At 62.6% G+C, this 24,030-nt stretch carries 16 protein-coding genes and 2 pseudogenes; 7 read left to right on the top strand and 11 right to left on the bottom strand.

Annotation, left to right across the window (positions count from 1 at the left end):
- Positions 1-83 precede the first annotated feature (83 nt).
- Positions 84-734 (top strand): alpha/beta hydrolase, encoded by a 651-nt coding sequence (locus tag BMYO_RS06890; protein WP_094667762.1) that lies wholly within the window; start codon positions 84-86, stop codon positions 732-734.
- Here BMYO_RS06890 and BMYO_RS06885 read toward each other — a convergent pair.
- The gene (locus BMYO_RS06885) at positions 712-2,967 is read right to left on the bottom strand and encodes a GTP-binding protein (protein ID WP_094667836.1); all 2,256 of its coding nucleotides are present in this window, start codon (positions 2,965-2,967) and stop codon (positions 712-714) included. The two genes, BMYO_RS06890 and BMYO_RS06885, sit on opposite strands and share 23 nt — an antisense overlap.
- Before the next feature lie 397 nt (positions 2,968-3,364).
- Here BMYO_RS06885 and BMYO_RS06880 point away from each other — a divergent pair, with 397 nt between their 5' ends.
- Positions 3,365-3,970, top strand: a complete 606-nt coding sequence (locus tag BMYO_RS06880; protein WP_233428203.1) for a 3'-5' exonuclease — start codon at positions 3,365-3,367, stop codon at positions 3,968-3,970.
- A 338-nt stretch (positions 3,971-4,308) separates the two neighbouring features.
- On the opposite strand, the gene gmk is transcribed toward BMYO_RS06880, so the two are convergent.
- The 6 genes and pseudogenes from gmk to efp all read right to left on the bottom strand — a co-directional run bounded on the left by gmk (position 4,309) and on the right by efp (position 11,955).
- Entirely contained in the window at positions 4,309-4,872 is a 564-nt protein-coding gene (gene gmk / locus BMYO_RS12180; protein WP_420807298.1) for a guanylate kinase, read from the bottom strand.
- Positions 4,873-4,977: 105 nt separating this feature from the next.
- A pseudogene (gene pyrF, locus BMYO_RS12175) lies at positions 4,978-5,892 on the bottom strand (orotidine-5'-phosphate decarboxylase); the annotation flags it as partial.
- On the bottom strand, positions 5,892-9,275 hold the full coding sequence (gene carB, locus BMYO_RS06870) for a carbamoyl-phosphate synthase large subunit (RefSeq protein WP_094667760.1): 3,384 nt from the start codon (positions 9,273-9,275) through the stop codon (positions 5,892-5,894). The pseudogene pyrF and the gene carB, both read right to left, overlap by 1 nt.
- Before the next feature lies 1 nt (position 9,276).
- Entirely contained in the window at positions 9,277-10,521 is a 1,245-nt protein-coding gene (gene carA, locus BMYO_RS06865) for a glutamine-hydrolyzing carbamoyl-phosphate synthase small subunit (RefSeq protein ID WP_094667834.1), read from the bottom strand.
- Between the two features lie 189 nt (positions 10,522-10,710).
- Positions 10,711-11,343 (bottom strand): transcription antitermination factor NusB, encoded by a 633-nt coding sequence (gene nusB, locus BMYO_RS06860; RefSeq protein ID WP_094667759.1) that lies wholly within the window; start codon positions 11,341-11,343, stop codon positions 10,711-10,713.
- A gap of 48 nt (positions 11,344-11,391) precedes the next feature.
- Positions 11,392-11,955, bottom strand: coding sequence for an elongation factor P (gene efp / locus BMYO_RS06855; RefSeq protein ID WP_094667758.1), 564 nt, complete (start codon positions 11,953-11,955; stop codon positions 11,392-11,394).
- 1,204 nt (positions 11,956-13,159) lie between these two features.
- Between efp and BMYO_RS12380 the strand changes: the two genes are divergently transcribed.
- From BMYO_RS12380 to BMYO_RS06840, 3 genes are all read left to right on the top strand, one after another.
- A complete protein-coding gene (locus BMYO_RS12380; protein WP_094667757.1) occupies positions 13,160-13,768 on the top strand; it encodes a sugar O-acetyltransferase in 609 nt (202 codons plus the stop codon).
- 299 nt (positions 13,769-14,067) lie between these two features.
- Complete coding sequence (locus BMYO_RS06845; protein WP_233428195.1) at positions 14,068-14,715, top strand: DUF2975 domain-containing protein; 648 nt, start codon at positions 14,068-14,070, stop codon at positions 14,713-14,715.
- On the top strand, positions 14,716-14,934 hold the full coding sequence (locus BMYO_RS06840; RefSeq protein ID WP_094667756.1) for a helix-turn-helix domain-containing protein: 219 nt from the start codon (positions 14,716-14,718) through the stop codon (positions 14,932-14,934).
- 182 nt (positions 14,935-15,116) lie between these two features.
- On the opposite strand, the gene BMYO_RS06835 is transcribed toward BMYO_RS06840, so the two are convergent.
- From BMYO_RS06835 to BMYO_RS06820, 4 genes are all read right to left on the bottom strand, one after another.
- The gene (locus BMYO_RS06835; protein WP_233428194.1) at positions 15,117-16,985 is read right to left on the bottom strand and encodes an ABC transporter ATP-binding protein; all 1,869 of its coding nucleotides are present in this window, start codon (positions 16,983-16,985) and stop codon (positions 15,117-15,119) included.
- A gap of 1 nt (position 16,986) precedes the next feature.
- Complete coding sequence (locus BMYO_RS06830) at positions 16,987-18,813, bottom strand: ABC transporter ATP-binding protein (RefSeq protein ID WP_094667755.1); 1,827 nt, start codon at positions 18,811-18,813, stop codon at positions 16,987-16,989.
- Positions 18,814-19,174: 361 nt separating this feature from the next.
- Positions 19,175-19,720 (bottom strand): MarR family winged helix-turn-helix transcriptional regulator, encoded by a 546-nt coding sequence (locus BMYO_RS06825; RefSeq protein WP_094667754.1) that lies wholly within the window; start codon positions 19,718-19,720, stop codon positions 19,175-19,177.
- Positions 19,721-20,078: 358 nt separating this feature from the next.
- Positions 20,079-21,428, bottom strand: a complete 1,350-nt coding sequence (locus BMYO_RS06820) for an ABC transporter permease (protein WP_094667753.1) — start codon at positions 21,426-21,428, stop codon at positions 20,079-20,081.
- A 198-nt stretch (positions 21,429-21,626) separates the two neighbouring features.
- Here BMYO_RS06820 and BMYO_RS06815 point away from each other — a divergent pair, with 198 nt between their 5' ends.
- Both BMYO_RS06815 and BMYO_RS06805 read left to right on the top strand, forming a co-directional pair.
- Complete coding sequence (locus tag BMYO_RS06815; RefSeq protein WP_158216962.1) at positions 21,627-22,220, top strand: TetR/AcrR family transcriptional regulator; 594 nt, start codon at positions 21,627-21,629, stop codon at positions 22,218-22,220.
- Positions 22,221-23,676: 1,456 nt separating this feature from the next.
- A pseudogene (locus tag BMYO_RS06805) lies at positions 23,677-24,030 on the top strand (IS21 family transposase); the annotation flags it as partial.

Genomic DNA, 24,030 nt, shown 5'->3' with positions numbered 1-24,030 from the left:
CTTCACAGCAACGTCCTGACAAGGGTAGCCCGCAGAAATATGCAATCAACGAACTTCTGGTGCGAGACACTAGACTGGGAGCCATGAAGGTTACCAAGGCTTTGACCCGACTGAAGGGTACGGATAAGGACCCGGTGTTCCTGCTGCTGCATGGCTGGGGTTCCAACGAATACGATCTGCCTGACCTGCTGAACTACTGTGGTGCCGGTTCGGCCGACTACGCGAGCCTGCAGGCGCCGATCGCCTACGGCATGGGATACACATGGTTCGGCACATGGGCCCATGAGGGCGTGCCGGAAGGGCAGTCGCTCACCGATCAGGCGCTGGAGGCCGCCACCGCCATCGACGAATGGGTGACGGCGAACATTCCGGCCACACGCCCGGTGGTCTCGCTCGGCTTTTCGCAGGGCGGTCTACTGGCCGCGCATCTGCTGCGCGTCAATCCGGAACGCTATGCCGCCGCCGTCTCATGCTCCGGCTGGCTCGCCCCCGGCTCGCTGCCCGGTGATGCCGAACTGGCCGCGCGCAAACCGCCGGTGTTCTACGGTCATGGTTCGATCGATGACATCTTCCCGAAGGCGGATGTCGACGCCATGGGTGAGTTCTGGCGGGCGCACGCCACGCTGACCGAACAGGTCTACCCTGGTATGGCGCATTCGATGAACATGCCCGAAATGCGGGATATCCAGCGATTCCTGGAGTCCAACGGGTTCATTCGCCCGCGAATCTGGTAGCCGCATATTCCACATGGGAGAACTCGGGGACCTTGTACCATTTGACCGGATAGCCGGCGCCGTGAGCGCAGAAGACCGAATCAGGTGTGTTGTCCAGATCCGATTCGGCGTCGTAGGCGGCGGCCCTGACCACCTCCTCCTCGTTGTGGCATGGCCTGTACCCGCCGAACGTCGCCGAGAATCTGCCGTGCCCGTGCGTGTATTGGTTGACGTCCATCGCGTAGTCGCGCATTTCGGAGACCGGTGCCGTGCCTTCGATCACCGCATAGTCCCCCTCCATGAGCGGCGCGTCGAAGGTGCCGCTCATGCGTTGCACGTCGCTCATGGCGCGTCCGATCATCTCCGCCGGCACCTCCAGACGGAACCGATACCATGGCTCCAGCAGACGGCAATTGCCGACGCCTGACGTATCGGGACGTTGCTCGACCGGGACTGCCGGCCTGCCCACAACGCCCGCCCGCGCTTCCATCAGCCCCTGACGGATGGCCCGGTATGTGGCTTGGCGGAAATCACCGCCCTCGGTGTGCTTCAGATGGGCCCGACCCGCCACCAGAGTCATCGAGATATCCGTCAGCGGAGCGCCCATCAATACGCCGAGATGCTCGCGCTCGGTCAGATGGGTGAGAATCAGCCGCTGCCAGTTGCGGTCGAGCTCATTCTCGGACAGCGCCGACCGCACCGTGATGCCGCTACCGGGCTCCCCCGGTTCCAGCAGGATATGCGCCTCGGCATAATGGCGCAATGGCTCGAAATGTCCGACGCCTTCGATGGGCGCCGCGATGGTCTCGCGATACAGGATCGAACCTGGGCCGAACGACACCTCCAGACCGAATCGGTCGTGCAACGTCTGCTGGATGATCTCCAGCTGCACCGCGCCCATGAGCTGCACATGGATTTCGCCCAGTCGCTCCACCCATACCACATGGAGCAGCGGGTCCTCGTCCTCCAATTCGCGCAACGCGGCCATCACCTTGTGGAGGGTGAGGTCATCGAATCGTGGGCGTGGCGCGGTCGCGGTGTCTTCGGACGAACCACCGTCGGTGTCCGCCCCATCCTGGTCATGCGAAGCTTCGGTCCTGTCGGATGTGGCCGGCGTCCCGGCGGCGCCCGAGGGACGTGAGGTGCCGGCCGCACCGATTACACCGGCAGTCCCAGTCCCGGCTGATTCCGCCCCGGACGTCCCTCCCGGCAGCACCGTATAGGTCAGTACCGGCTGCAATGCGGGCGACTCCGCATCCGGCTCGGCGCCCAACCCCTCACCGGGGAAGGTCCGGGTCAGACCGGTCACCGCGCACACCGCGCCAGCCGGCACTTCGGTGACGGTCTCGAATTTCGCGCCGTTATAGACTCGGACCTGATCGATCTTCTCGGCCTCCCCGCCGACATCCACCATCTCCTTGGCCTTCAGCACGCCACCGGTCACCCGAAGCCAAGTCATACGATTGTGCTGGGCATCGTGCGCGATCTTGAACACCCGCGCGGCGAACGGTTCCGGCCAATCCGGCTCGACGGAGTAGGATTCCAGCCCATCCAGAAACTCCTCGACGCCGTCGAGTTTGAGCGCCGAACCGAAATACACCGGGAACAGCCGTCGCCCGGCGATCATCGTGCGAATCCGGCCCACGGTCAGGCTCCCGGATTCGAGGTATTCGTCCATAGCCCGCTCGTCCAATGTGGCGATGTCCTCGGCGCTCTCCCCCAACGGCACGAGTGCATCGGGTCCGACAGGTGCGATTCCGCCGCCCGAATCCTTTCCATCCGGCGCCGGCAGAGCAAACACCGCATCACTCAGCCGGCTACGTAACTGACCGAGCACGGCTTTTCCGTCGAATCCGGAGGCGTCGCACTTGTTGACGAAAATGAACGTAGGCACACCGTATCGGGCCAGCAGACGCCATAGCGTCTCCGTATGCCCCTGCACGCCATCGGTTCCGGAGACGACCAGAATCGCATAGTCGAGCACGCGCAGCACACGCTCGGTCTCGGCGGCGAAGTCCACATGCCCCGGCGTGTCCAGAAGCGTCAGCCGCAGCGAGCCGTGTTCCACGAGCGCCTGATGCGCGAAGATGGTGATGCCGCGTGCCTTTTCCAGCGAATTGGTGTCGAGGAAGGCGTCTCCGTGGTCCACGCGCCCGAGCTTGCGAATCTCCCCGGACCGGTACAGCAACGCCTCGGACAGCGTGGTCTTGCCCGCATCCACATGGGCCACAATGCCCGCCACCACTCGTTTCATCGGCCGCATCCCCTTCTTTCCGTCAATCACCCTGCGCGATTCATTATCCTGTGCGATTCCGTTCCCGGATTTCACCGAGAGGTCTTCCCACCAATATATCCGCACCTTTCGGGTAGGGAATAATTTTTCCCTATGACAGTCGTCCCATTACAATGTTTGAGCGAACATCGACTATCGTGAGGAGATCTCCGTGACCACATCCGGCATCGCCGTCTACGGCCGCCCCAATGATTCCGGTTCCGCCAACGCATCGGCAATCCGCAGAGCCGGCCGGGAGACCACCGGACCGGTCACGGTCGCGGCCGCCTCCCCCACCACAACCACCACAACCGGCACAAACGGCGCAAATACCGCGAATACCGCAGGCACTGACCTCGACGGATTCCCGCTCGATTACGTGGCGCTGGATCTCGAGACCACCGGTTTCTACCCCAACCGCTGCGCCATCACGGAAATCGGTGCCGTGCGAGTGCGTTCAGGCCGTATCGTGGACCAGTTCCAGGAACTCATCAACCCGTTGCGCCCAATTCCACGCCAGATCACCGCGTTGACCGGCATCAGCGACGCGATGGTGGCTGATCTCGACCCCATCGACGAGGTGCTGCCCCGGTTTATCGCATGGCTCGCCTCGTCGGACCCCGGTTCCGTGCCTGAACCGATTGTGGGCCATAACGTGAGCTTCGACCTGCGGTTCCTCGACTACAACACGCGGCATGTCGCCGGTTCCGGGTTCGCCTGCACGGATTACGACACCATGCAGATCAGCCGTACGCTGTTCCCCGAACACAAGCATCATCGCCTGGCCGATCTCATCGTACGGTTCGACATCGCGCAGAACGAGGAGCACCGCGCGCTGAGCGACGCCATCCAGACCCAGGAGTGCTTCGAATGGATGCGCCGGTACATCGCCGGTCACCACGACCCGGCCCAGCTGGAATGGCGTCCGGTCCCGGCCAAATCAGCCACGCCGATTCTGCACCAGCAGCTGGTGGTGCTGCGCTAGCGGCAAGTTCCAACATTGTTATCTGACAGTGCCCTGACGACGCCCTGACAACGCCCTGACGACGCCCTACGCCAACAATTCCAGCACATTGGCTACCTCTGAGACTCGCTTTGCGGGGCGGTTCCCCTATCAAGATAAGCCGAGATCAACGTCAACGAACTTCTGGCGCAGCATATTGAAAACCAGCGGCTGCAAAGACGCACGCGTCGCAATCGACCTTGCCTTACACAGCTGACACAAGAAATGGCGGTAGACAACACGACGTCGCGTGTCATCCACCGCCATCAGCGATGTAATTCAGCTGTTCAGAGCCATCCGATTGTCAGAGACCCGTACCGTCAGAGGCCGTACTCCTTGGCGATCACGGACCACAGCTCGTCGGCCGCACGGTCGACATTATCGTTGACGATGGTCACGTCGAACTCGTTCTCGGCGGCCAGCTCCACCTTGGCGGTCTCGAGGCGCTTGTTGACCTCCTCCTCGGACTCGGTGCCACGTCCCTTGAGTCGGCGCACCAGCTCGTCGAAGCTCGGCGGGGCGATGAACACATACACCACATCCACACCCAGCTCGGCCGCGGTCTCCTTGATGCGGCGGGCGCCCTGCAGATCAATCTCCAGCAGGGTCGGCACACCCTCGGCCAGATGCTCCTGCACCGGCTTGAGCGGGGTGCCGTATCGGGCGAGCCCATGCACCAGCGCGGTCTCCAGGAACTCTCCGGCGTTCTCCTTGGCGGAGAATTCCTGATCGCTCAGGAACCAGTAGTTCACACCGTTGACCTCGCCGGGGCGCGGCTTGCGCGTGGTGGCGGAAACGGACAGCCAGACGCCGGGGTGCTTCTTGCGCATGGCGTTCTCCACCGTGCCCTTGCCCACGCCGGCGGGACCGGTGAGCACCACCAGACGGCCCTTGGGCTTGGGTTCGGAGGACTCTCCGGCCTGTTCCGCCCCGGCAGCGGCATCAGCGGACGCAACGGCTGCCTTCTTCACGGTTCCCATGCCGCTCTTCTCCTTGTTCTCGCCTTCGTTCATGGCCTCGTACAACGCCTGGCGCACATCAAGCGCAATCGACTCGGTCGCCTGCTTGAGCGCGCTGATGGACGGACCATGGGATGCGATGAAGCGCGACACAGTCACCAGCACGTTGCCGCGCGTGCCCTTGAACACGGTTTTCAGATCCTTGGCCTCGGCGCCCTGCCAGCCGTAGCCCGGGGAGAGGATCGGGCCGGTGAAGTCGGCCGGGTTCACGCCGGAATCCTGAATCCACTGGCCGATGGTGGCACCGATGATCAGGCCCACCGAGCCCATGCCTTCGATGCCCACGTTGTGCTTCTGCGCGGTGGAGGCGATGCCATAGGCCACGGTGCGGCCCTTGTAGTCGCCGCTCTGGCGGATGGCGGTCTGCAGGCTCATGCCCTCCGGGTTTGAGGTCAGGGAGGCGATGAATACGCCACGCCCATTCTCCAGCGCCTCGTTGATCAGGCCGTTGAGCGACCGTGCGCCGTAGTACGGCAACAACGTGATGGCGTCCGCCAGCATCGGGGAGTCCGCCTTGAAATAGGCATCCGCGATGGCGGAGATGGTGGTGGGCAGACCGCCGTGCAGGCAGTCCACGATGGTGATCACACCCATCTGGCGGGCTGCGTACAGGACGCGCTCGAGCGCTTCGAATCCCTTGGCTCCATAGCGTTCGAACATCGGCGTCTGGAACTTCACCGCGGCGGCGCAACCGCTGGCCGCCTGCAGCATGCGCATGGAAAACAGCTCCGCGCCCTCGGCGTCCACGTTGTATCCCCAGTCGGTGAGGAGTTTACGATGTGGATCAATACCCACGCACAACGGTCCGTATTTGGCCATTGAATTGCTGAGTCGCAAACCGAAATCGGAACGCTGCGCCTGCAACTCCTCATCGCTGGTTACCATCAGAACTCCTGTCTCTCCAATTCGAATAGTTGCTTCGAATGATCCTGGATGCTCATGATCTGGTAATCATTATGCTTCACGGCCTCGATAGCGAGCAGCGCCGCCTGGAACTCCGTGATGGTGGTGAACTGGGGCAAATCCGCTGCAATTGCTGCCGCGCGGATGGAATATCCATCCGACCGCGAGCCTCGCGAGTTCGGCGTGTTGAGGATCATGTCGATCTTGCCGTCCTCGATGAGCTGGACCACGTTCTTGCCCACGGAACCCTCGGCGTGGTGCACCACAACCGGCGCCTCCGGATCGGAATCCACGCGCGTGCTGATCTTGTCCACGATGCTCGAGTCGATGCCGTAGCGACGCAGCACGGAAGCGGTGCCCTCGGTGGCCCAGATCTTGAAGCCGAGCTCCTCCAAGCGCACCGCGATGAGCGGCAGCTGGCGCTTGTCGGTGTCGTTCACCGAGATGAACACGTTGCCATGGGTCGGCAGGCCGCCGTCGTATGCGGCAAGCTGGCTCTTGGCGAACGCATGCGGGAAGTCGCGGTCGAAGCCCATGACCTCGCCGGTGGAGCGCATTTCCGGTCCGAGCAGGATATCGACGGTCTTGCCCACCGGTGTACGGAAGCGCTTGAACGGCAGGACGGATTCTTTGACCGCCACCTGCTGGCCGCGGTGCATCACGCCGCCGTCGCCCTTGGGCAGCAGCAGACCGTTGGCGCGCTGGTCGGCGATGGTCTCGCCGGCCATGATGCGTGCGGCGGCCTTGGCCAGCGCCACGCCGGTGGCCTTGGACGCGAACGGCACGGTGCGCGAGGCGCGCGGGTTGGCCTCGATGACGTACAGCGTGTTGGCCATGAAGGCGTACTGCACGTTGACCAGACCCTGCACATGGCAGCCCTTGGCGATGGCGTAGGTGCCTTCGCGCAGACGGCGGATCTGGTCGTCGGACAGCGTGGACGGCGGCAGCGTGCAGGCCGCGTCGCCGGAGTGCACACCGGCCTCCTCGACGTGCTCCATGATGCCGCCGATGTAGAGCTCCTCACCGTCGAACAGGGCATCGACGTCAATCTCGATGGCGTCCTGTAGGAACTTGTCGATGAGCAGCGGGGAGGGCAGACGACCGGACACCACAGTGTCGGCCTGGGCCTCGGCCAGCGCGCGATCTACGTACTTGGTGAGCTGCTTGTCGTCGTAGACGATCTCCATACCGCGGCCGCCGAGTACGTAGCTCGGGCGGACCAGCACCGGGTAGCCGATGCGGTGGGCGGCGTCCATGGCCTCCTCGAGGCTTAGGGCGGTGCCGTAACGCGGGGCATTCATCTCGGCCTTCTTGAGCACCTCGCCGAACAGCTCGCGGTTCTCGGCCAGATCGATGGATTCCGGCGTGGTGCCGAGGATCGGCACGCCGGCGGCCTTGAGTCGCGCGGCCAGCGACAGCGGCGTCTGGCCGCCGAGCTGCACGATGACGCCCTTTACCGGGCCCATCTTCTTCTCGGCCTCGTAGATCTCGAGCACGTCCTCGAAGGTGAGCGGCTCGAAATACAGGCGGTCGGACATGTCGTAATCGGTGGACACGGTCTCCGGGTTGCAGTTGACCATGATCGTGTCGTAGTCCTTGCCGAGCTCCTGCACCGCGTGCACGCAGGTGTAGTCGAACTCGATGCCCTGGCCGATGCGGTTCGGGCCGGAGCCGAGGATGATCACGGCCTCGCGGTCGCGCGGACGCAGCTCGGTCTCGTCCGCGTAGCAGGAGTAGTAGTAGGGCGTGACCGCGTCGAACTCGGCGGCGCAGGTGTCCACGGTCTTGTAGACCGGGCGCACACCGTAGTTCCAGCGCAGCTCGCGGATGGTGTTCTCACCTTCGTCGCCGAGCCCGCGCAGGTGGGCGATCTGCACGTCGGACAGGCCGGCGAGCTTCGCCTTCTTGAGCAGCTTCGGGGTCAGCGTCTCGGCGGCGTGCACGGTCGCGGCCATCTCATTGATAAGCTCAAGCTGCTTCAGGAACCACGGATCGATCTTGGTGGCCGCGAACAGCTGCTCGAGGGTCGCGCCGCCCCAGATGGCGCGCATGAGCTGCAAATAGCGGTGCTCGGTGGGTACCTTGATCTGCTCGAGCAGGTCGGCGACCTCGTCGGCGGACGGCTTGTCGCCATCCCAGGTGAAGCCCATGTGGCGCTTGTCGATGGAGCGCATGGCCTTGCCCAGCGACTCCTGGAAGTTGCCGCCCAGTGCCATGGCCTCGCCCACGGACTTCATGGAGGTGGTCAGGGTCGGGTCGGCGCCCGGGAACTTCTCGAACGCGAAGCGCGGCACCTTGGTGACCACATAGTCGATGGTCGGCTCGAAGGAGGCCGGGGTGGACTGGGTGATGTCGTTGCGAATCTCGTCCAGCGTGTAGCCGAGGGCCAGCTTGGTGGCGATCTTGGCGATCGGGAAGCCGGTGGCCTTGGAAGCCAGCGCGGAGGAACGGGAGACGCGCGGGTTCATCTCGATGACGATGATGCGGCCGGTCTCGGGATGCACGGCGAACTGGATGTTGCAGCCGCCGGTGTCCACGCCCACGCCGCGGATGATGGCGATGCCGATGTCGCGCAGCTTCTGGTATTCGCGGTCGGTGAGGGTGAAGCAGGGGGCCACGGTGATGGAATCGCCGGTGTGAACGCCCACGGGGTCGACGTTCTCGATCGGGCAGACGACCACGACGTTGTCGTTGCGGTCGCGCATGAGCTCGAGCTCGAATTCCTTCCAGCCCTCGATGCCCTCCTCGATGAGCACCTCGTCGGTCGGCGAGTAGTGGATGCCGGCACCGGCGATGCGGTGCAGCTCCTCCTCGTTATGCGCGATGCCGGAGCCCAGACCGCCCATGGTGAAGCTCGGGCGGACGACCAGCGGGTAGCCGAAGCGTTCGGCGATCCTGTCCACTTCCTCGATGCTGTGCGCGATGTCCGAGCGGGCGGATTCGGCGCCGGCCTCATCCACGACCTTCTTGAACAGCTCGCGGTCCTCGCCGCGATCGATGGCCTCGAGCGAGGCGCCGATGAGCTCGACGTTGTACTTCTTGAGCACGCCGGCCTCACCCAACGCCATGGCGGCGTTGAGGGCGGTCTGGCCGCCGAGGGTCGGCAGCAGCGCGTCGGGGCGCTCCTTGGCGATGATCTGCTCAAGGATCGGGGTGGCGATCGGCTCGATGTAGGTGGCGTCGGCCATCTCGGGATCGGTCATGATGGTGGCCGGGTTCGAGTTGACGAGGATGACGCGGATGCCCTCCTCGCGAAGAACGCGGCATGCCTGGGTGCCCGAGTAATCGAACTCCGCGGCCTGACCGATCACGATCGGGCCGGAGCCGATGACCATCACGGATTTGATGTCGGTGCGCTTCGGCATATCACTTACCTTCCTTGCTTGCGGCGCGTTCGTCGCGCGGGTTGTTCTTCATCAGTTCGCAGAAACGGTCGAACAGGTAGGCCGCATCGTGCGGACCGGCGGCGGCCTCCGGGTGGTACTGGACGGAGAAGGCCGGGATGTCCACGCACTGCAGGCCCTCGACCACGTCGTCGTTGAGGTCGATGTGGCTGACGAACACCTTGCCGTACTTGCCATCCTCGAACGGCGCGTCAACGGTCTTGCCGATCGGCGCGTCCACCGCGAAGCCGTGGTTGTGGGCTGTGACCTCCACCTTGCCGGTGGTCACGTCCTTGACCGGCTGGTTGATGCCGCGGTGGCCGAACTTGAGTTTATAGGTGCCGAAGCCGAGCGCGCGGCCGAGCAGCTGGTTGCCGAAGCAGATGCCGAAGAACGGGTATCCGGAGTCGAGCACCTGGCGTAGCAGCTCGACCTCGGGACCGGCCTGCTCCGGGTCGCCCGGGCCGTTGGAGAAGAAGACGCCGTCCGGGTTCAGGGCCTCGATCTCGCTGAAGGTGATGGTGGAGGGCACCACATGCACGCGGCAGCCGCGCTCGGCCATGCGGTGCGGGGTCATGCCCTTGATGCCGAGGTCCACTGCGGCCACGGTGTACAGCGGCTCCTTGCCCTCGTACTCGCCGCACGGCTCGACGGTGTACGTCTCCTTGGTGGAGACCTCGTCGTACAGGCTCAGGCCCTGCATCTTGGGCGTCGCCTTGACCGCCTCGAGCAGCTCGGCCACGTCACGCAGCTTGCCGGTATCCGGGTTGGTCAGGGCCGCGCCGGAGTAGATGCCGGCGCGCATCACGCCGGCGGACCGCAGGTGGCGCACCAGCTTGCGGGTGTCGATGTGGCTCAGTCCGACGATGCCGTTCTTCTTAAGGTCGTCATCGAGGCTGCCTTCGGCGCGCCAGTTGCTCACGTTCGGGGAGGGGTCGCGCACGATGTAGCCGGCCACCCAGATGCGGGAGGATTCCGGGTCCTCGCCGTTGACGCCGGTATCACCGATGTGCGGGAAGGTCTGCACCACGATCTGACGGTCGTAGCTGGGATCGGTGAGCGTCTCCTGGTATCCGGTCATGCCGGTGGCGAAGACGATCTCACCGGTCGTCTCTCCGAGAGCTCCGTATGGCTCTCCCACATACACCTGTCCATCTTCCAAAACGAGGACTGCATCGTCCTGGTCATACGTCGGAATTGCGATGGTTCCGGACTCGTTCTGACTCACCAAAACCCCCTTCGTTTTTTCGGGTATTCGTACCAAGGTTAACGGCCAGCGAAGACTCACACGCCGCGGCATGCGAACCTTGGGGCCCACTGGCAGGCCCACCGGCCAAACGGCCGGCAACGGAGCGGGACGCTGGGCGCCGCTCATGAAAAAGCCTCCCGTAAAGGGGAGGCTGAACAAAGAAAAGGACTAGTCGACCGCCGGCTGATTGCCGTCGGACGGATTGTCGGTAATCTCATCGGCAACGGATTCGTCGCCATTGGTGTGTTCACCGGAGGAATCGTCGGCTTCGGTCTCCTCGGCGACGGCGTCGCCATCGGTCGTATCGGTACCGGCGGATACGGCATCTTCGGGATCCGACGCCTCGGCATCGGACGTATCGGCGTCGGAGGCGTCCGCAGCCTTCCCGTCGGTGACGATGGAATCCTTGTCGGCGCACACCGCGGACAGCAGTCCGTGGATGAAGGCCGGCGAATCGTCGTCGCACAGGGTCTTGGCCAACGCCAGAGCCTCGTCGATGGCGACCTTGTCCGGCACCTCGTCGTTGAACAGAATCTCCCAGACGGCGATGCGCAGGATGTTGCGATCAACCACGCCCATGCGACGCACCTTCCAGCCGGTGGAATGCCCATCCAGCGTGGAATCGATGAGTCGACGGTGCTCCGCCACTCCCCTGACGATTTCGATGGCATAGTCGGGAAGCGGGGTCTGGGCGCCGGGATGCGCGATGCGCTCGTCAAGCAGGGACAGGATGTCCTGGCTCTTCTCGTCGGCCTCGTACAGGGTGTTCAACGCCCTCTTGCGCGCGGTGGAACGTGCCATATGTACTACTTAGTCCTCTTGTATGTTGCTTGATGCGGTGCGGGAGAATCAGTTCTCGCGGCCGGTGTAGGAGCCGTCCTCGGTGTTGATCTTGACGCGGTCGCCCTCGTTGATGAACAGCGGCACCTGAATCTCGGCGCCGGTCTCAACGGTGGCCGGCTTGGTGCCGGCGCTGGAGCGGTTGCCCTGCAGGCCCGGCTCGGTGTGGGTCACGGTGAGGACCACGTTGCCCGGCAGGTCGACGTTCAGCGGGGTGCCGTCGTGGAAGGAGACCACGCAGTCGGTACCTTCGAGCAGGAACTTGGCCTTGTCGCCCACGAGGGTCTTCGGCACGTAGATCTGGTCGTAGGTCTCCATGTCCATGAACACGAAGTTGTCGCCGTCCTCGTAGGAGTACTGGAGGTTGCGGTTGTCCACGGTCTCGAAGTCAACCTTCATGCCAGCGTTGAAGGTCTTGTCCACGATCTTGCCGGAGAGCACGTTCTTAATGGTGGTGCGCACGAAAGCGGGGCCCTTGCCCGGCTTGACGTGCTGGAACTTCATGACGGTCCACAGCTGGCCGTCCAGGTTCAGGACGGAACCGTTCTTGATGTCGTTGGTAGTCTGTGCCACAGTTACTCACCTATTTTCAAATTCAAACTTCTAGGGCTAGGGCCAATGCCCAAAAATTGCCTTGGTTATTATGCCACAACCGGTATACAGGGCGAAACACCGTGTGGGTGGACGGCTCCGGGCGGCTCCGGGCGGCTGTTCGTGCACCGACGCCATGCGCCGACGCCGATGGCCTGGTTCTCCGATGCCGAGGCCTGGTTCGCGGACATCACCGGCAGGGGCTACGGCACCACGCCACCGTGTCTCCGCGTCACGGCGGCCGCACATCCGCATCCGCACATCCGCGTCCGACGACCAACGCCTTGCAACAGGCCGCCTACGCCCGGCCTCGCAACGGATACCTGGCCCACCCCATCGCGGCCGGCGCATTGGGCGAGAGGACTCGCTGAACGTACCGGATGGATGGGATTGGACATGCCGGCATGGCAGGCAGACGGACAGGCAGGCGAACAGATAGAGCGGACAGAACGGACGGACGGGCAGATGGATGGGCAGGCAAGCAATCAGATAAACAGACGAAGCGGACGGGCAGACGGGCAGACAGACAGATGGGCAGACAGACAGAACGAACAGACTGTATGTATGCGGCTCGACGAACCGCCCGCATACTTACAGTCCCTTTGGCGGTCGTTTCCGACTGTATGTACGCGACTAGGTCGTCGGGACGCGTACATACAGTCCGTTTGGAGGAAAGGAGTGCTTCGGACTGCGTGAGAGTACGACCCTCAATGGAATGAATAAGCATGAATGGGCGAACGGATTGCCGATTGCGAACTTCAGTCATGAATCATCCGAAAACCGGACCTTCGGCACGCGGCACAACGAACCGATCACGCCCTTACAGCCTGTTTGAGGACCGCGTCGGACTGTATGTACGCGGCTCGACGAACCACCCGCATACTTACAGTCCCTCTGGGGGTCTTTTCCGACTGTATGTACGCGGCTAGGTCGTTAGGACGCGTACATACAGTCCCAGTCCGCTTGAGAAAAGGGACATTGCACTTAAGAAAAGAGACGCTGCACTTAAGGAAAGGGACGCTGCGACGCGGAATGCCGGGACGCGTCGGGTGTGCTCGCCATCATTTCCGACACGATTCGGTTGCGACGCGGAACACCGGGGACACGTCTCCCGTCTCGCAAGACATAGAATGGCAACGTAACCATTATTGGATTCACAACGATTTCAGCAAGGAAGCAGAATCTGATGGACAACGCCGAACGTCGAAGCGCGCAACTCCCCTACCACTATGACGACCCCAGCATCATGGACGGTCAGCTCGAGTATCAGGAGAAGCTCTGGGAATTCAACCAGACCCATCCCACCGACCAGGCCGGCAAGCAACGGCTGCTCAAGGAGATGTTCGCCGAAATCGGCGAGGGCTGCCATGTGGAGACGCCGGCGCACGCCAACTGGGGATTCCATCATGTGTGCATGGGCAAGGGCGTCTATTGCAACACGAATTTCACCTGCGTGGACGACGGCGACATCACCATCGGTGACTGGTGCATGTTCGGGCCGAATGTGGTCATCGCCACCGCCGGCCACCCGGTGCTGCCCATCCTGCGCGAGCACCACTACGTATACGCGATCCCCGTCGTCATCGGGAATAATGTATGGGTCGGCGCGAATGTGACCATCCTGCCGGGCGTCACCATCGGCGACAACACCGTGATCGGCGCCGGCTCGGTCGTCACCCACGACATTCCCTCGAACTCGGTCGCCTACGGCGCGCCCTGCCAGGTGGCACGCCCCATCGGCGAACAGGACCGCGAATACTACTTCAAGCGCCGCAAGCTTGACGTCTGGGAGTGATTCGGCGAGACCGACCGCAGCAAGATACCGTCACGACCCCGCCCTCGCATCAGATCCGCGTATCAGATCCACGCCAGCACCGCAGCCCTTTCATGATTCCGGCCGAACCACTCAAGTCTGCTTGACATATCGAATTTCGATATAATACTATTGAAATACAATCGAGCCCACAGACGGGTCGGTTCGGCAGGAAAAGCACGGCAACACACGCGCAGCGACACACGTACGGCGGCACGGGCACAGCTAGGCAACGCAGCAGTACAAGCACCATCAGGCACCATCAGGAAAGGGCGGTCATCATGGGCGCGCTGAGTCATCCCAACCATCCCAACCATTCGGACCATCCAACCGGGTCACGGGCCGGGACCCCGACAGTCCCGGGCGACGACGTCGAGAACACCGCCGAAGACGCCGCGATGTGGCAGGAGCACCATCCCGCGGCGATCGCGGTGCTCAAGGGGTTCATCGTGCTCTTCGAGCTGATATGCCTGTGGGGGCAGTACGTCATCTATATGATGGCCGGCGACGTGGTCGCGCTGTACCCCGAGACCGCGCCGGCCCGCTGGCCGTACACCATCGCCGGAATTTTGGGGGTCGCATGTTTCGAAGTGGCGTTGATTCCCCTATGGAGGCTCCTGGATCTGGTCAAGCGCCGCGACGTGTTCTCCGGCAAGGCGGTGTGGTGGACGAATGCCATCATCGTCTGCGCGGCGGCCGAGGGAGCGCTCGTGCTGTTCGTGCTGCTGTTCGGCCTGTTCGCCGACTTCCAGTACTGCGACCCAACCAGCGGCGACTGCTTCAACGCCTCGATGACCATGCCGGCGGTCGGTCTGGCATGTCTGGTGGCGCTGCTGCTCATCGCCGCGTTCATTCTGCTCATGCTGGTGATGCGCTCACTGCTCAGCGCCGCCATCGCGCAGCGCAGCGAGCTTGAGGCGGTGATCTGAATGGCGATCCGCATCAATCTCGACGTAATGCTGGCCAAGCGCAAGATGGGCGTGGGCGAGCTGGCCGATCGCATCAATATCACGCCGGCCAACGTATCGATTCTGAAGAACGGCCGCGCCAAGGCGATCCGGTTCTCCACGCTCGATCAGATCTGCAAGGTGCTGGACTGTCAGCCGGGCGATATCCTCGAGTTCGTAAACAGCAATGACGGCGAGTAGCAGCGTAGCCACGACTCGTGCCTCGCGTCATTAATTCGTTGGTTAATTCACTACCCCTCAGACCCGCTTCGCAAGCCAGCTCGTCCTGCAATTAAGGACGTACTCCGCGAGCAGCCTGCCGCCAGTGGGCCAAGGCTATTCAGACGATTGCAAGCCGGATTCATCACTGGCATCTCCCGTCATTACGCGAACTGGCTGTTGTACAGGGCCGCATACCGACCGCCACGCGCCAGCAGTTCCTCGTGATTGCCGGATTCGAGGATGTCGCCGTGCTCCATGTAGAGGATCATGTCGGCATCGCGAATCGTCGACAGTCGGTGCGCGATCACGAACGAGGTGCGCCCGGCCATGAGCCGCGACATCGCCTTGCCGATTTCGGCTTCGGTACGCGTATCCACCGAGCTGGTCGCCTCATCGAGAATCAGAATCGGCGGGTCCGCGAGGAACACGCGCGCGATGGTGAGCAGCTGCCGCTGCCCGACCGACAGGTTGCCGGCCTCGTTATCGAGCACGGTGTCATAGCCGTGTGGCAGCGTCCGGATGAAGAAGTCCGCGCGAGCCGCCTTGGCCGCCGCCACGATCTGGTCACGCGTGGCATCCGGCCGTCCGTAGGCCAGATTCTCGGCCACGGTCCCGCTGAACAGCCAGGTATCCTGCAGCACCATGCCGAATTCGCGTCGCAGGTCGCCGCGCGTCATGGCCGCCGTGGAGATGCCATCAAGCGTGATGGAACCGCCGTCGATCTCGTAGAACCGCATGAGCAGGTTGATGAGCGTGGTCTTGCCTGCGCCGGTCGAGCCGACGATGGCGATCTTGCGCCCTGGCTCCGCCACGAAGCTCACGTCCTTCATCAGCGGCTTGCCGGGCTCGTAGCCGAAGCGCACATGGCTGAATTCCACGCGTCCGCGCACCGGTTCGGACACCTGCGCCGCCGCGTCCTCACCGGGGTCCGGCCTCTCCTCCTCTTCATCCAGCAGCTCGAACGTGCGCTCGGCTGAGGCGAGCGCCGACTGGAGCGAATTGATCATGTAGCTCGCCTCGGTCATCGGTTCAGAGACCTGGATCACGTACTGGAAGAAGGCCTGCGCCACGCCGACGGTCATACGCCCGCCGATCACCATCCATCCGGCGATCAGCATCACGACCATCTGCGAGAACCGCGAGATCATGCGGATCAGCGGGTTCACGGACATGGTGATGAAGTCCGCCTTCTGCGCGGCGCGCCGGGTGCGTTCGGCGGCGGCTTCAATCGCCTCGATGCTGTCCGCCTCACGGTTGTACGCCTTGATGATGTTGCGGCCCTTGTAGTATTCCTCCGCCAGCCCGGTCAGCTCACCGACTGTCTCCTGCCGCAGAGACGCCACCTCGAGGTTCATGTGCGCCACCAGCTTGGTGACCCACAGGCTCAGGGCCATGAACGCCAGGAACACAACCGTCAGCAGCCACGAGTAATACACCATGATCACCAGCGAGCCGGTCACCGTGGTGATGGCTGTGATCAGTCGCAGCAGACCGGTCTGCATGACCTCGCTGATGCGGTCGAGGTCGTTGGTGACCTTGCTCAGGACCTCGCCGGGCTTGTTGCGATCGAAGAACCGCAACGGCAGACGATGGATCTTGGCGCTGATCTGCTTGCGCAGCGTGAGGTTCAGGTTCTCGGCGACCGACGCCATCAGATACGACTGCAGGTAGTAGAACGAGGCTTCGCCGAGGTAGAGCACCGCGAGAATCAGTATCGGCCACCCCGTGCCGAGCGACCCCCATTCGATGGCGTAGGGCGTTCCGGTCTTCCATGCGGCCTGCACGGCGTTCCAGATGGCGTCCACCACCACCGCGCTGTACATGGGCGCGGCGATATGGAAGAACGTGAACAGCAGAATCGAGACGGCAACGACCGACAGCCGTATGCGTTGCGCCTTCAGCTGTGCGAACAGTCGTCTGGCCGTGGCCATGGCGTTCTTGGGCGCTTCGAGTTCGGTCTCGTCCGACGATGCCGTGGTGATATCGACCTCATCCATGCCGTCGATCGACTCGTAGTTGTCATTGCTCATGTCACGCCTCCTTTCCCGGCTTGGCTGTCTTGACTACGGTGCGCGCCGGCTCGATGTCCGTCGGTGCGGCGCCCATCACTTCGTCACGCGCCGGCTCCTTGGTCTGCGATTCGACGATTTGGCGGTAGACCTCGCAGGTGGCCATCAGTTCGTCGTGCCGCCCGATACCGGCGACCTCGCCGTCCGACAGGACGACGATCTGATCAGCGTGCTGGATGGTGCTCACACGCTGGGCGATGATGAGTACGGCCCGGCGGCTGGTTTCGTCGGCGAGCGCACGCCTCAGCGCCGCATCGGTCCTGAAATCGAGCGCCGAGAACGAGTCATCGAAGATGACAAGCTGCGCATCGCCGACCAGCGCGCGGGCGATGGACAGGCGCTGCTTCTGACCACCGGAGAAGTTGGTGCCGCCCTGGGCCACCCGCGAGTCGAGACCGTCCGGCAGGGAGTCGACGAATTCACGGGCCTGGGCCACGTCGATGGCGTGGTTGAGCTCGGTCAGGCTGGCGTTGCGGTCACCGTAGCGCAGATTGTCGGCGATGGAACCGGAGAACAGCCATGCCTGCTGCTGCACGTAGGACACACGATTGCGCAGGTCGTGCTGGGTCATGTCACGTACGTCCACGCCGTCGAGCATGACCTGCCCCCATGTGGCGTCGTGGAAGCGCAGGGCGAGCATCGCGATGGTGGATTTGCCCGAGCCGGTGCCGCCGATGATGGCGGTGGTCTGACCGGACTTGCAGGAGAAGCTGACGTGGGTCAGGGCGTCCTCCTGCGCGTCGGCGAAGCGGAAGGTGACGTCGCGGAAGGCCAGCACCTCGCCGTCCGCGAGCGGCTCGCGCCCCGCCATCCCGATGGCCTTGCCGGGTTCGGGATCGGTGATTTGCGGGCTGTGGTCGAGCACCTGCCGCACGCGCTCGCAGCATTCGAGGGCGCGCGGCAGGGTGAGGATCACCATCTGGGCCATCATGAGATAGAACAGCACCATGACCGAGTATTCGACGATGGCCGTGATGTCGCCGATCTGGAATCCGCCGGCGTCGATGCGCGCGCCGGAGAGGAAGTATACGATGACGACGAACACGTTGATGCCGAAGTACGACAAGCCGTCAAGGTTCGCGAACAGGCGGTTGGCCTTGATGGACGTGGTGGCGTAGTCGGTGAATGTGGCGTCCATGCGCTCCTGCTCATGGCGCTCCTTGTCGAAGGCGCGGATGACGCGCACACCGGTGAGGTTCTCGAGCAGCACGGCGCCGATCCGGTCGAGCAGCTTCTGCAGACGACGGAACAGCGGCGCGGCGGAACGCATGATGACGAACGCGATCATGCATACGACGGCGATCACCGCGAGCAGCCACAGGCTCATGCCCACGTCCAGGCGGAAAGACAGCGTCAGCGCCACCACGACGATGAACGGCACCGGCAGCATCATGCCCATGAGATTGGTCATGGCCAGCTGGATGTTGACGATGTCGTTGATGGTGCGTGTGGTGATCGACGCGGTGCCGAAGTTGCGGAAGTCGTAGATGGACAGGTCGAGCGACTTGCGGTAGAGGGCCACCCGCATATCCCTGCCGACGCGGCTGGTCAGCTGCGAGCAGCACCAGCCGCCGGCGATGGCGGCCAGCCCGGAAATCAGGGCGGCCACTCCCATCTTCACGGCGGTCACGATCATCGTGTCGAACGAGGCATTCGTGGCGCCCTCGTTGAGCAGCTCCGCCACGAAGGTGGGGATGACCAGCGCGCCCACCACGTCGAAGAACAACAGCACCACCGTTACGGCGAACAGCCCCCAATACGGTCTCATGAAACGGACGACCAGCCGCATGACGTTATTCACTCCTTAGTATCTGCGTCTTTCGTTCGATTGCTCGCTGCCTACGGCCTTTAGCCCCGCAACGCATTTCAGGCGCGTGAAATCCTCTACGCTCTCACACGCAATACCCATATTGTCCCATTTAGGGACAAATGTCAAATCCGGAAAGACTCAAGGGAATGGAATCATCACGCATATTCAGATACTCAAGGCCGAGCCGCAGCCGAAATCGTTGCCCACGGCAAAGGCAATCCGCGAGAGACCTTGGGGAGGCCGCGACGAGACCATAGGCAGCCATGAGGCAGCCACAAAAGGCAGCCACAAGACAGCTCGGCCCGATAACGCTCAACGCTCGCTCACGTCATCCTCTCCATCACAGTTTGACGGCACGGAGCTGCCGGCGGAATTCACGGCCGAAAATCTCCATGCCTCGAATCATCGCGTCCCGCAGGTCGGGGTCGAGCTCGCTCATCGCACGGTATTCGGCGCCACGTTCCGGCGCAATCAGCGCGTTGCAGTACCGGCGGCCCGATTCGGTGAACCATACCGTTTTGACGCGCCGATCCCCTTCCGATTCGCCGAAGCGGATGTACCCCTGATCCATGAACGAGGAAATGACGTTGTTGACGGTCTGGCGCGGCAGCATCGTGTAATCGCAGATCTCGCGCTGCGAGACGCCGTCATGGTCATTGAGATAGTCGAGCACGCACATCGTGCTGTCGGACAGACCGAGGCGACGGCCATAATCCGCGAACGCCACGTCGATCCGGTGCAGCTCATCGAAGAACCGGTCCAGCCGCTCGGCGATGGACGCCCCCTCGCCTTGCCGCTCAACCTGCTGCCCAACCTGCCGCCCAACCTGCCGCACCGACGCCGCCCCACAATCATCCACAGAGGTCCGTTCACCGTCCTGAACCATCACAAAAGCCCCTTATCATTGTCTCAATCCAAGACAATGATAAGGGGCTTTTGCCATTCGTGCCAACCGAAATCGGGCCGGACGGAGCGCAGAGCCGGGCCAATCGGGCCGGACGGATCGGAATTACGGCGACGGCTTACGCCAATCGGATTACGCCGGCCGAATCAGACCGGAGCGGACGGACCACGCAGGACCGAACCGGAACCGGCCACACAGAACCAGACCGGACCGAGCAGATCGCACAGGACCAGACCGGAACCGGCCACACAGAACCAGACCGGACCGAGCAGATCGCACAGGACCAGACCGGAACCGGCCAGCCGAATCAGACCGCGCCGAGCCGATCAACTCCGCCGGGTCACTCACGACCGCGCTTGCCGAGCGGCAGCAGTCCGGCAACGATGAACACCACCAGGCCGACGCACATCACAATCATCAACGGTTCGGATGCGGCGTTCCACCAACCGTCACCGCTGTAGAGCACCGCACGCACACCGTCGCCAATGTAGCGCTGCGGCACCCAGCCGTAGACCCAGTCACGCCAGAAGCCGGGCAGCAGCTCATAGGGGAACAGTCCGCTGGTCATGCCGAGGCCGAGGCCAAGGACGCCGCAGATCGCGCCGAGCGGCATCGCGATGTTCATTAGCGCGAGCATCACCGACATGACGGCGAAGCTGGCGAGCCACAGGAACCCAATCATCGCGGCCGGTGGCCAGCCGGAGCCCAGCATGGCGAAGATGCAGCACGCGCCGAGCGCGACGCACAGCGACCAGACAAGCGCGGCGCACAACTGCATGCCGAAGGACACCCAGCGTTGCGGCTTGGAATCATAATGTTTGCGGCCGAGCTGCATCACAGTGAGCACGGCGACGATCAGCGACATCATGTAGGTGGGCATGATGAGCACATTCTGACCCATCATCGCCGCGGTGGGCAGACTGCTGTTGGACTTGACGTCGCCGGCGTTGATCGTCTTGACCTCCACCTTGACGCCGGTCTGCGAGAGCATGGTCGGCACGCTCTGCTTGAGCAGGCTGGCGACGAGCGGGCTCTTCGAGTTGTCGATGGTGAGGGTGACGGCCGGGGCGTTCTCGTCGTCGGACGAAGCGGACGCACCGGCCGAGTCGGATGTGCCGGACGCGGAGCCACCGTCAGACACGGAACCGGCGGCACCGGTCGCAGTGCCGGACTGCGCGGCGATGGCCTTCTGCATCGCGGCCTGCACATACTGCTGTGCGGCGGCTCCGGTCAGCCCCTGCCCCGCCGCTTCGGCCTGCGCCTTGGCCATGGTCTGCGCAAGCGCCGTGGCGGACTCGATCTGAGCCTTGGCCGCCGCCTGCTTTACGGCCATCTGCTTGGCGGTGAAGTCCTTCGGAATGACGATTGCGGCATAGTAGTCATGGTCGGCGAACCCCTTGTCGAGCTCGTCCTTCGAAGCGACCTTGGCCCAGACCATCGGCTGTTCGTCGGCGTCGGCGGATGACGAGTCACCAGCCGAAGCCTCGGTCAGTTTCTTGACCATCGCATCGCCCACATTGACCTCGCCTTGGGCGGTGGTCGCACCCTCGTCCAGCGACAGAACGGCGACCGGTAGCTCGCGGACCTGCGCGTTCATCATCGGATAGAACATCAGCGCCATCAGACATGAGACCGCGATGATCGTCACCAACGGCAAGACGTATTTGGCGTACTGTTTCAACGCTCCCATAGTGCATTCCTCTCGTTCGGGGATTCACGTCGAATCCAACCGAACGATGAGAATACCCAACACACTGTGGAATATAAATCCTCATAACTCGATATGATGTTGGGTTATAGGAGGCAGGTCATTATGACGGTGCATATGGCACTGAATATGGCCGGCGGACGTCGGCGACCATCGATGAACATGGCGAGGAGACTGAATATGGGACGACCAAAAGCGGACGAACAAGGTGCGCCCGAGAAGATGCAGCATACGTTCTGGCGACTGCTGGAGGCGAAGCCGTACGCGCAGATCAACGTCAGCGACATCACGCGTGCGAGCGGGCTGAACCGCAGCGCCTTCTATTACCATTACACGTCGATTCCGGAACTGGCCGACGACGCCATCGCCTCGCTGTACGCGGAATCGAACGTCGCCGCATTCATCGTCCATCTCATCCGCCAGCCGGACGATATGGACGCCATCAGCGACTACGGTAAGCGCCTCACCGACCCCGAGTACCTCGATTGCGTGCACAAACTCATGCTGATTGCGGGGCCGCATGGCTCGGCTGGCCTGGTGAGACAGCTCAAGAACTTCGTCATCGACATCTGGCTGTCCTCGATTGGCGTCAAGCCGGAATCGCTGAGCCCGGTACAACGCATCACGGCGGAGTTTGCCGCCAACGGGGTTCTGGGCATGCTCAGCTCGGTGCAGGGGATGCTCGAATCCAAAACCTTCGACCCCGACTGGCTCAGCCAGTCCCCCGTGCCACGAACCGTCTCCCAGCTCGTGCATTCGCTTCGGGAGCAGTAGGGAGCGACGGCATGCCGATACATGTTCACCGGAAAGCAGGGCTGCCACGTCATTTCTCCACGTATTAGGACTGCACCGCATCCCTTTATTCCCGCGCCTCTGCAGTAATCCACCGTATCCGGGCTCCCCCACACGTCACCAACGTGTGAGGTGACCGTTGCAGGGTATCAACGAGAAGCACGCACGGACATCCCCTGCACCGGTTTCCGAAAACTATCTGGCTCTGTTAAACCAGAATTGACATATGCTACCCAATCTGGGTTCAGAGTGGGTTGATTATCCTAGTATGCCACGTCAGAAATTCGTTTATTAATTCACTACCCCTCAGACCCGCTTCGCAGGCCAGCTCCCCTAACAAGGAGAGCCAATAATATATTCAACGAACTTTTGGCGCGGCATACTAGGAAATCAACCCATATGGCCCACCTTGTATATCAAAGTTGGTTTAACAGAGCCCACTATTTCGGCTATCTGCTTTGCAAGGGGTACATTGACGTCGTCTCGGACAGGTATCTGCTTTGCAAGGGGTACCCGAATGGCGAAACGACAAGTATTACGGCCGGAATTCCAACGGGAATACATGAATTACCGACATTGAGGTACCCCTCGCAAAGCAGATATCTGTCCGCAGAAGCGCTAATGTACCCCTCGCAAAGCAGATAGACACGCAATCAGTCCCGCAGCTTCGCAAAAACGGTCTCGCCCCAACATCCGCAGCCGGGTCTGCGTCCCAGCCAAGCGTCAGTCCGAGGCAAATAGCGGCATTGTTTTGCAGGCAAGCCACAAACATGCCCGTTACAAGCATCGGCAGACGCAGACGCGACCCATCCACGATTACGGAGGAACACGACCGACGCAGGCAGCCAATGAACACCAAAGAATCCAATAGCAGCGAGAGGAGTCACAAACCGCATCGACAATTGCGGAATGACCGCAGATAACTCGCCCGCCACACCGCCATACGGAAACGCTATTCGAAAGTCGAGAGTCGTACAAGGCCAGGTGTACAAGGCCTAGGCTTTCCGCAATCGTCAGAAACAAAATCGCATGCCGCACCCGTCTTCGGCGTGTTGTCCGGTTGTGTTGGGTGTCGGCGCCGGAAGGGGTGCCGGCCGGGGCCACGCACGAGGCGTGGTCGGAGAGGGAAGGAGCGTGTTGACGTGAAACCGGTAACCGAGATGCCCGCGGCCGGATGGTCCGCGACCGAGACGGCCATCGATTCGGCCATGTCCGAATCGCCCATGATGGCCGAGGCGTACGAGCCGTCCGTGTTTTGTTTCAATGTTTGTTCGACAGGTTTGGCAGTGTTTTTCCGCAGTGTAGGCTGATGGTTTTCCTCAGGTTTGGCAGTACTTGGTAGTGGGACGTCGGTTCGCCTGTCTGTATATTCCCGAGTTGCAATTCGTTTTGGTTTCGGCCGGTTGCCGCTGGCCGAAGGCTCGGGAAGGAAAGGAACATGGCGATACCGATGCCCATGGTGCAGGATATCAGGAGACTTGATCGGCAGGGATTGTCCCGCGCGCAGATAGCGCGGCGGCTGCATGTCGATCGCGGGACGGTCGCGAAGTACGCGGATATGCGGGATTGCTCGCCCAGGCCGAAGACGGATCGTCGGTATGGTTCGAAGATCGACCCGTACACGCATCTGGTGGATTCGTGGCTGGAGGCGGACCGGTTGATGCCCCGCAAGCAGCGTCACACGATCAAACGGGTGCACGAGCGTCTGCTCGCGGAGACTGATTACGATGGCGAGTATTCGACCACGTTGCGGTACGTGCACCGGTGGCGCGAGGCGAACCGGAGCGGTGCG

Source organism: Bifidobacterium myosotis, from assembly GCF_002259745.1.
In the GTDB taxonomy this organism is placed as follows: domain Bacteria; phylum Actinomycetota; class Actinomycetes; order Actinomycetales; family Bifidobacteriaceae; genus Bifidobacterium; species Bifidobacterium myosotis.
This window is presented reverse-complemented; position numbering and strand designations above follow the sequence as displayed.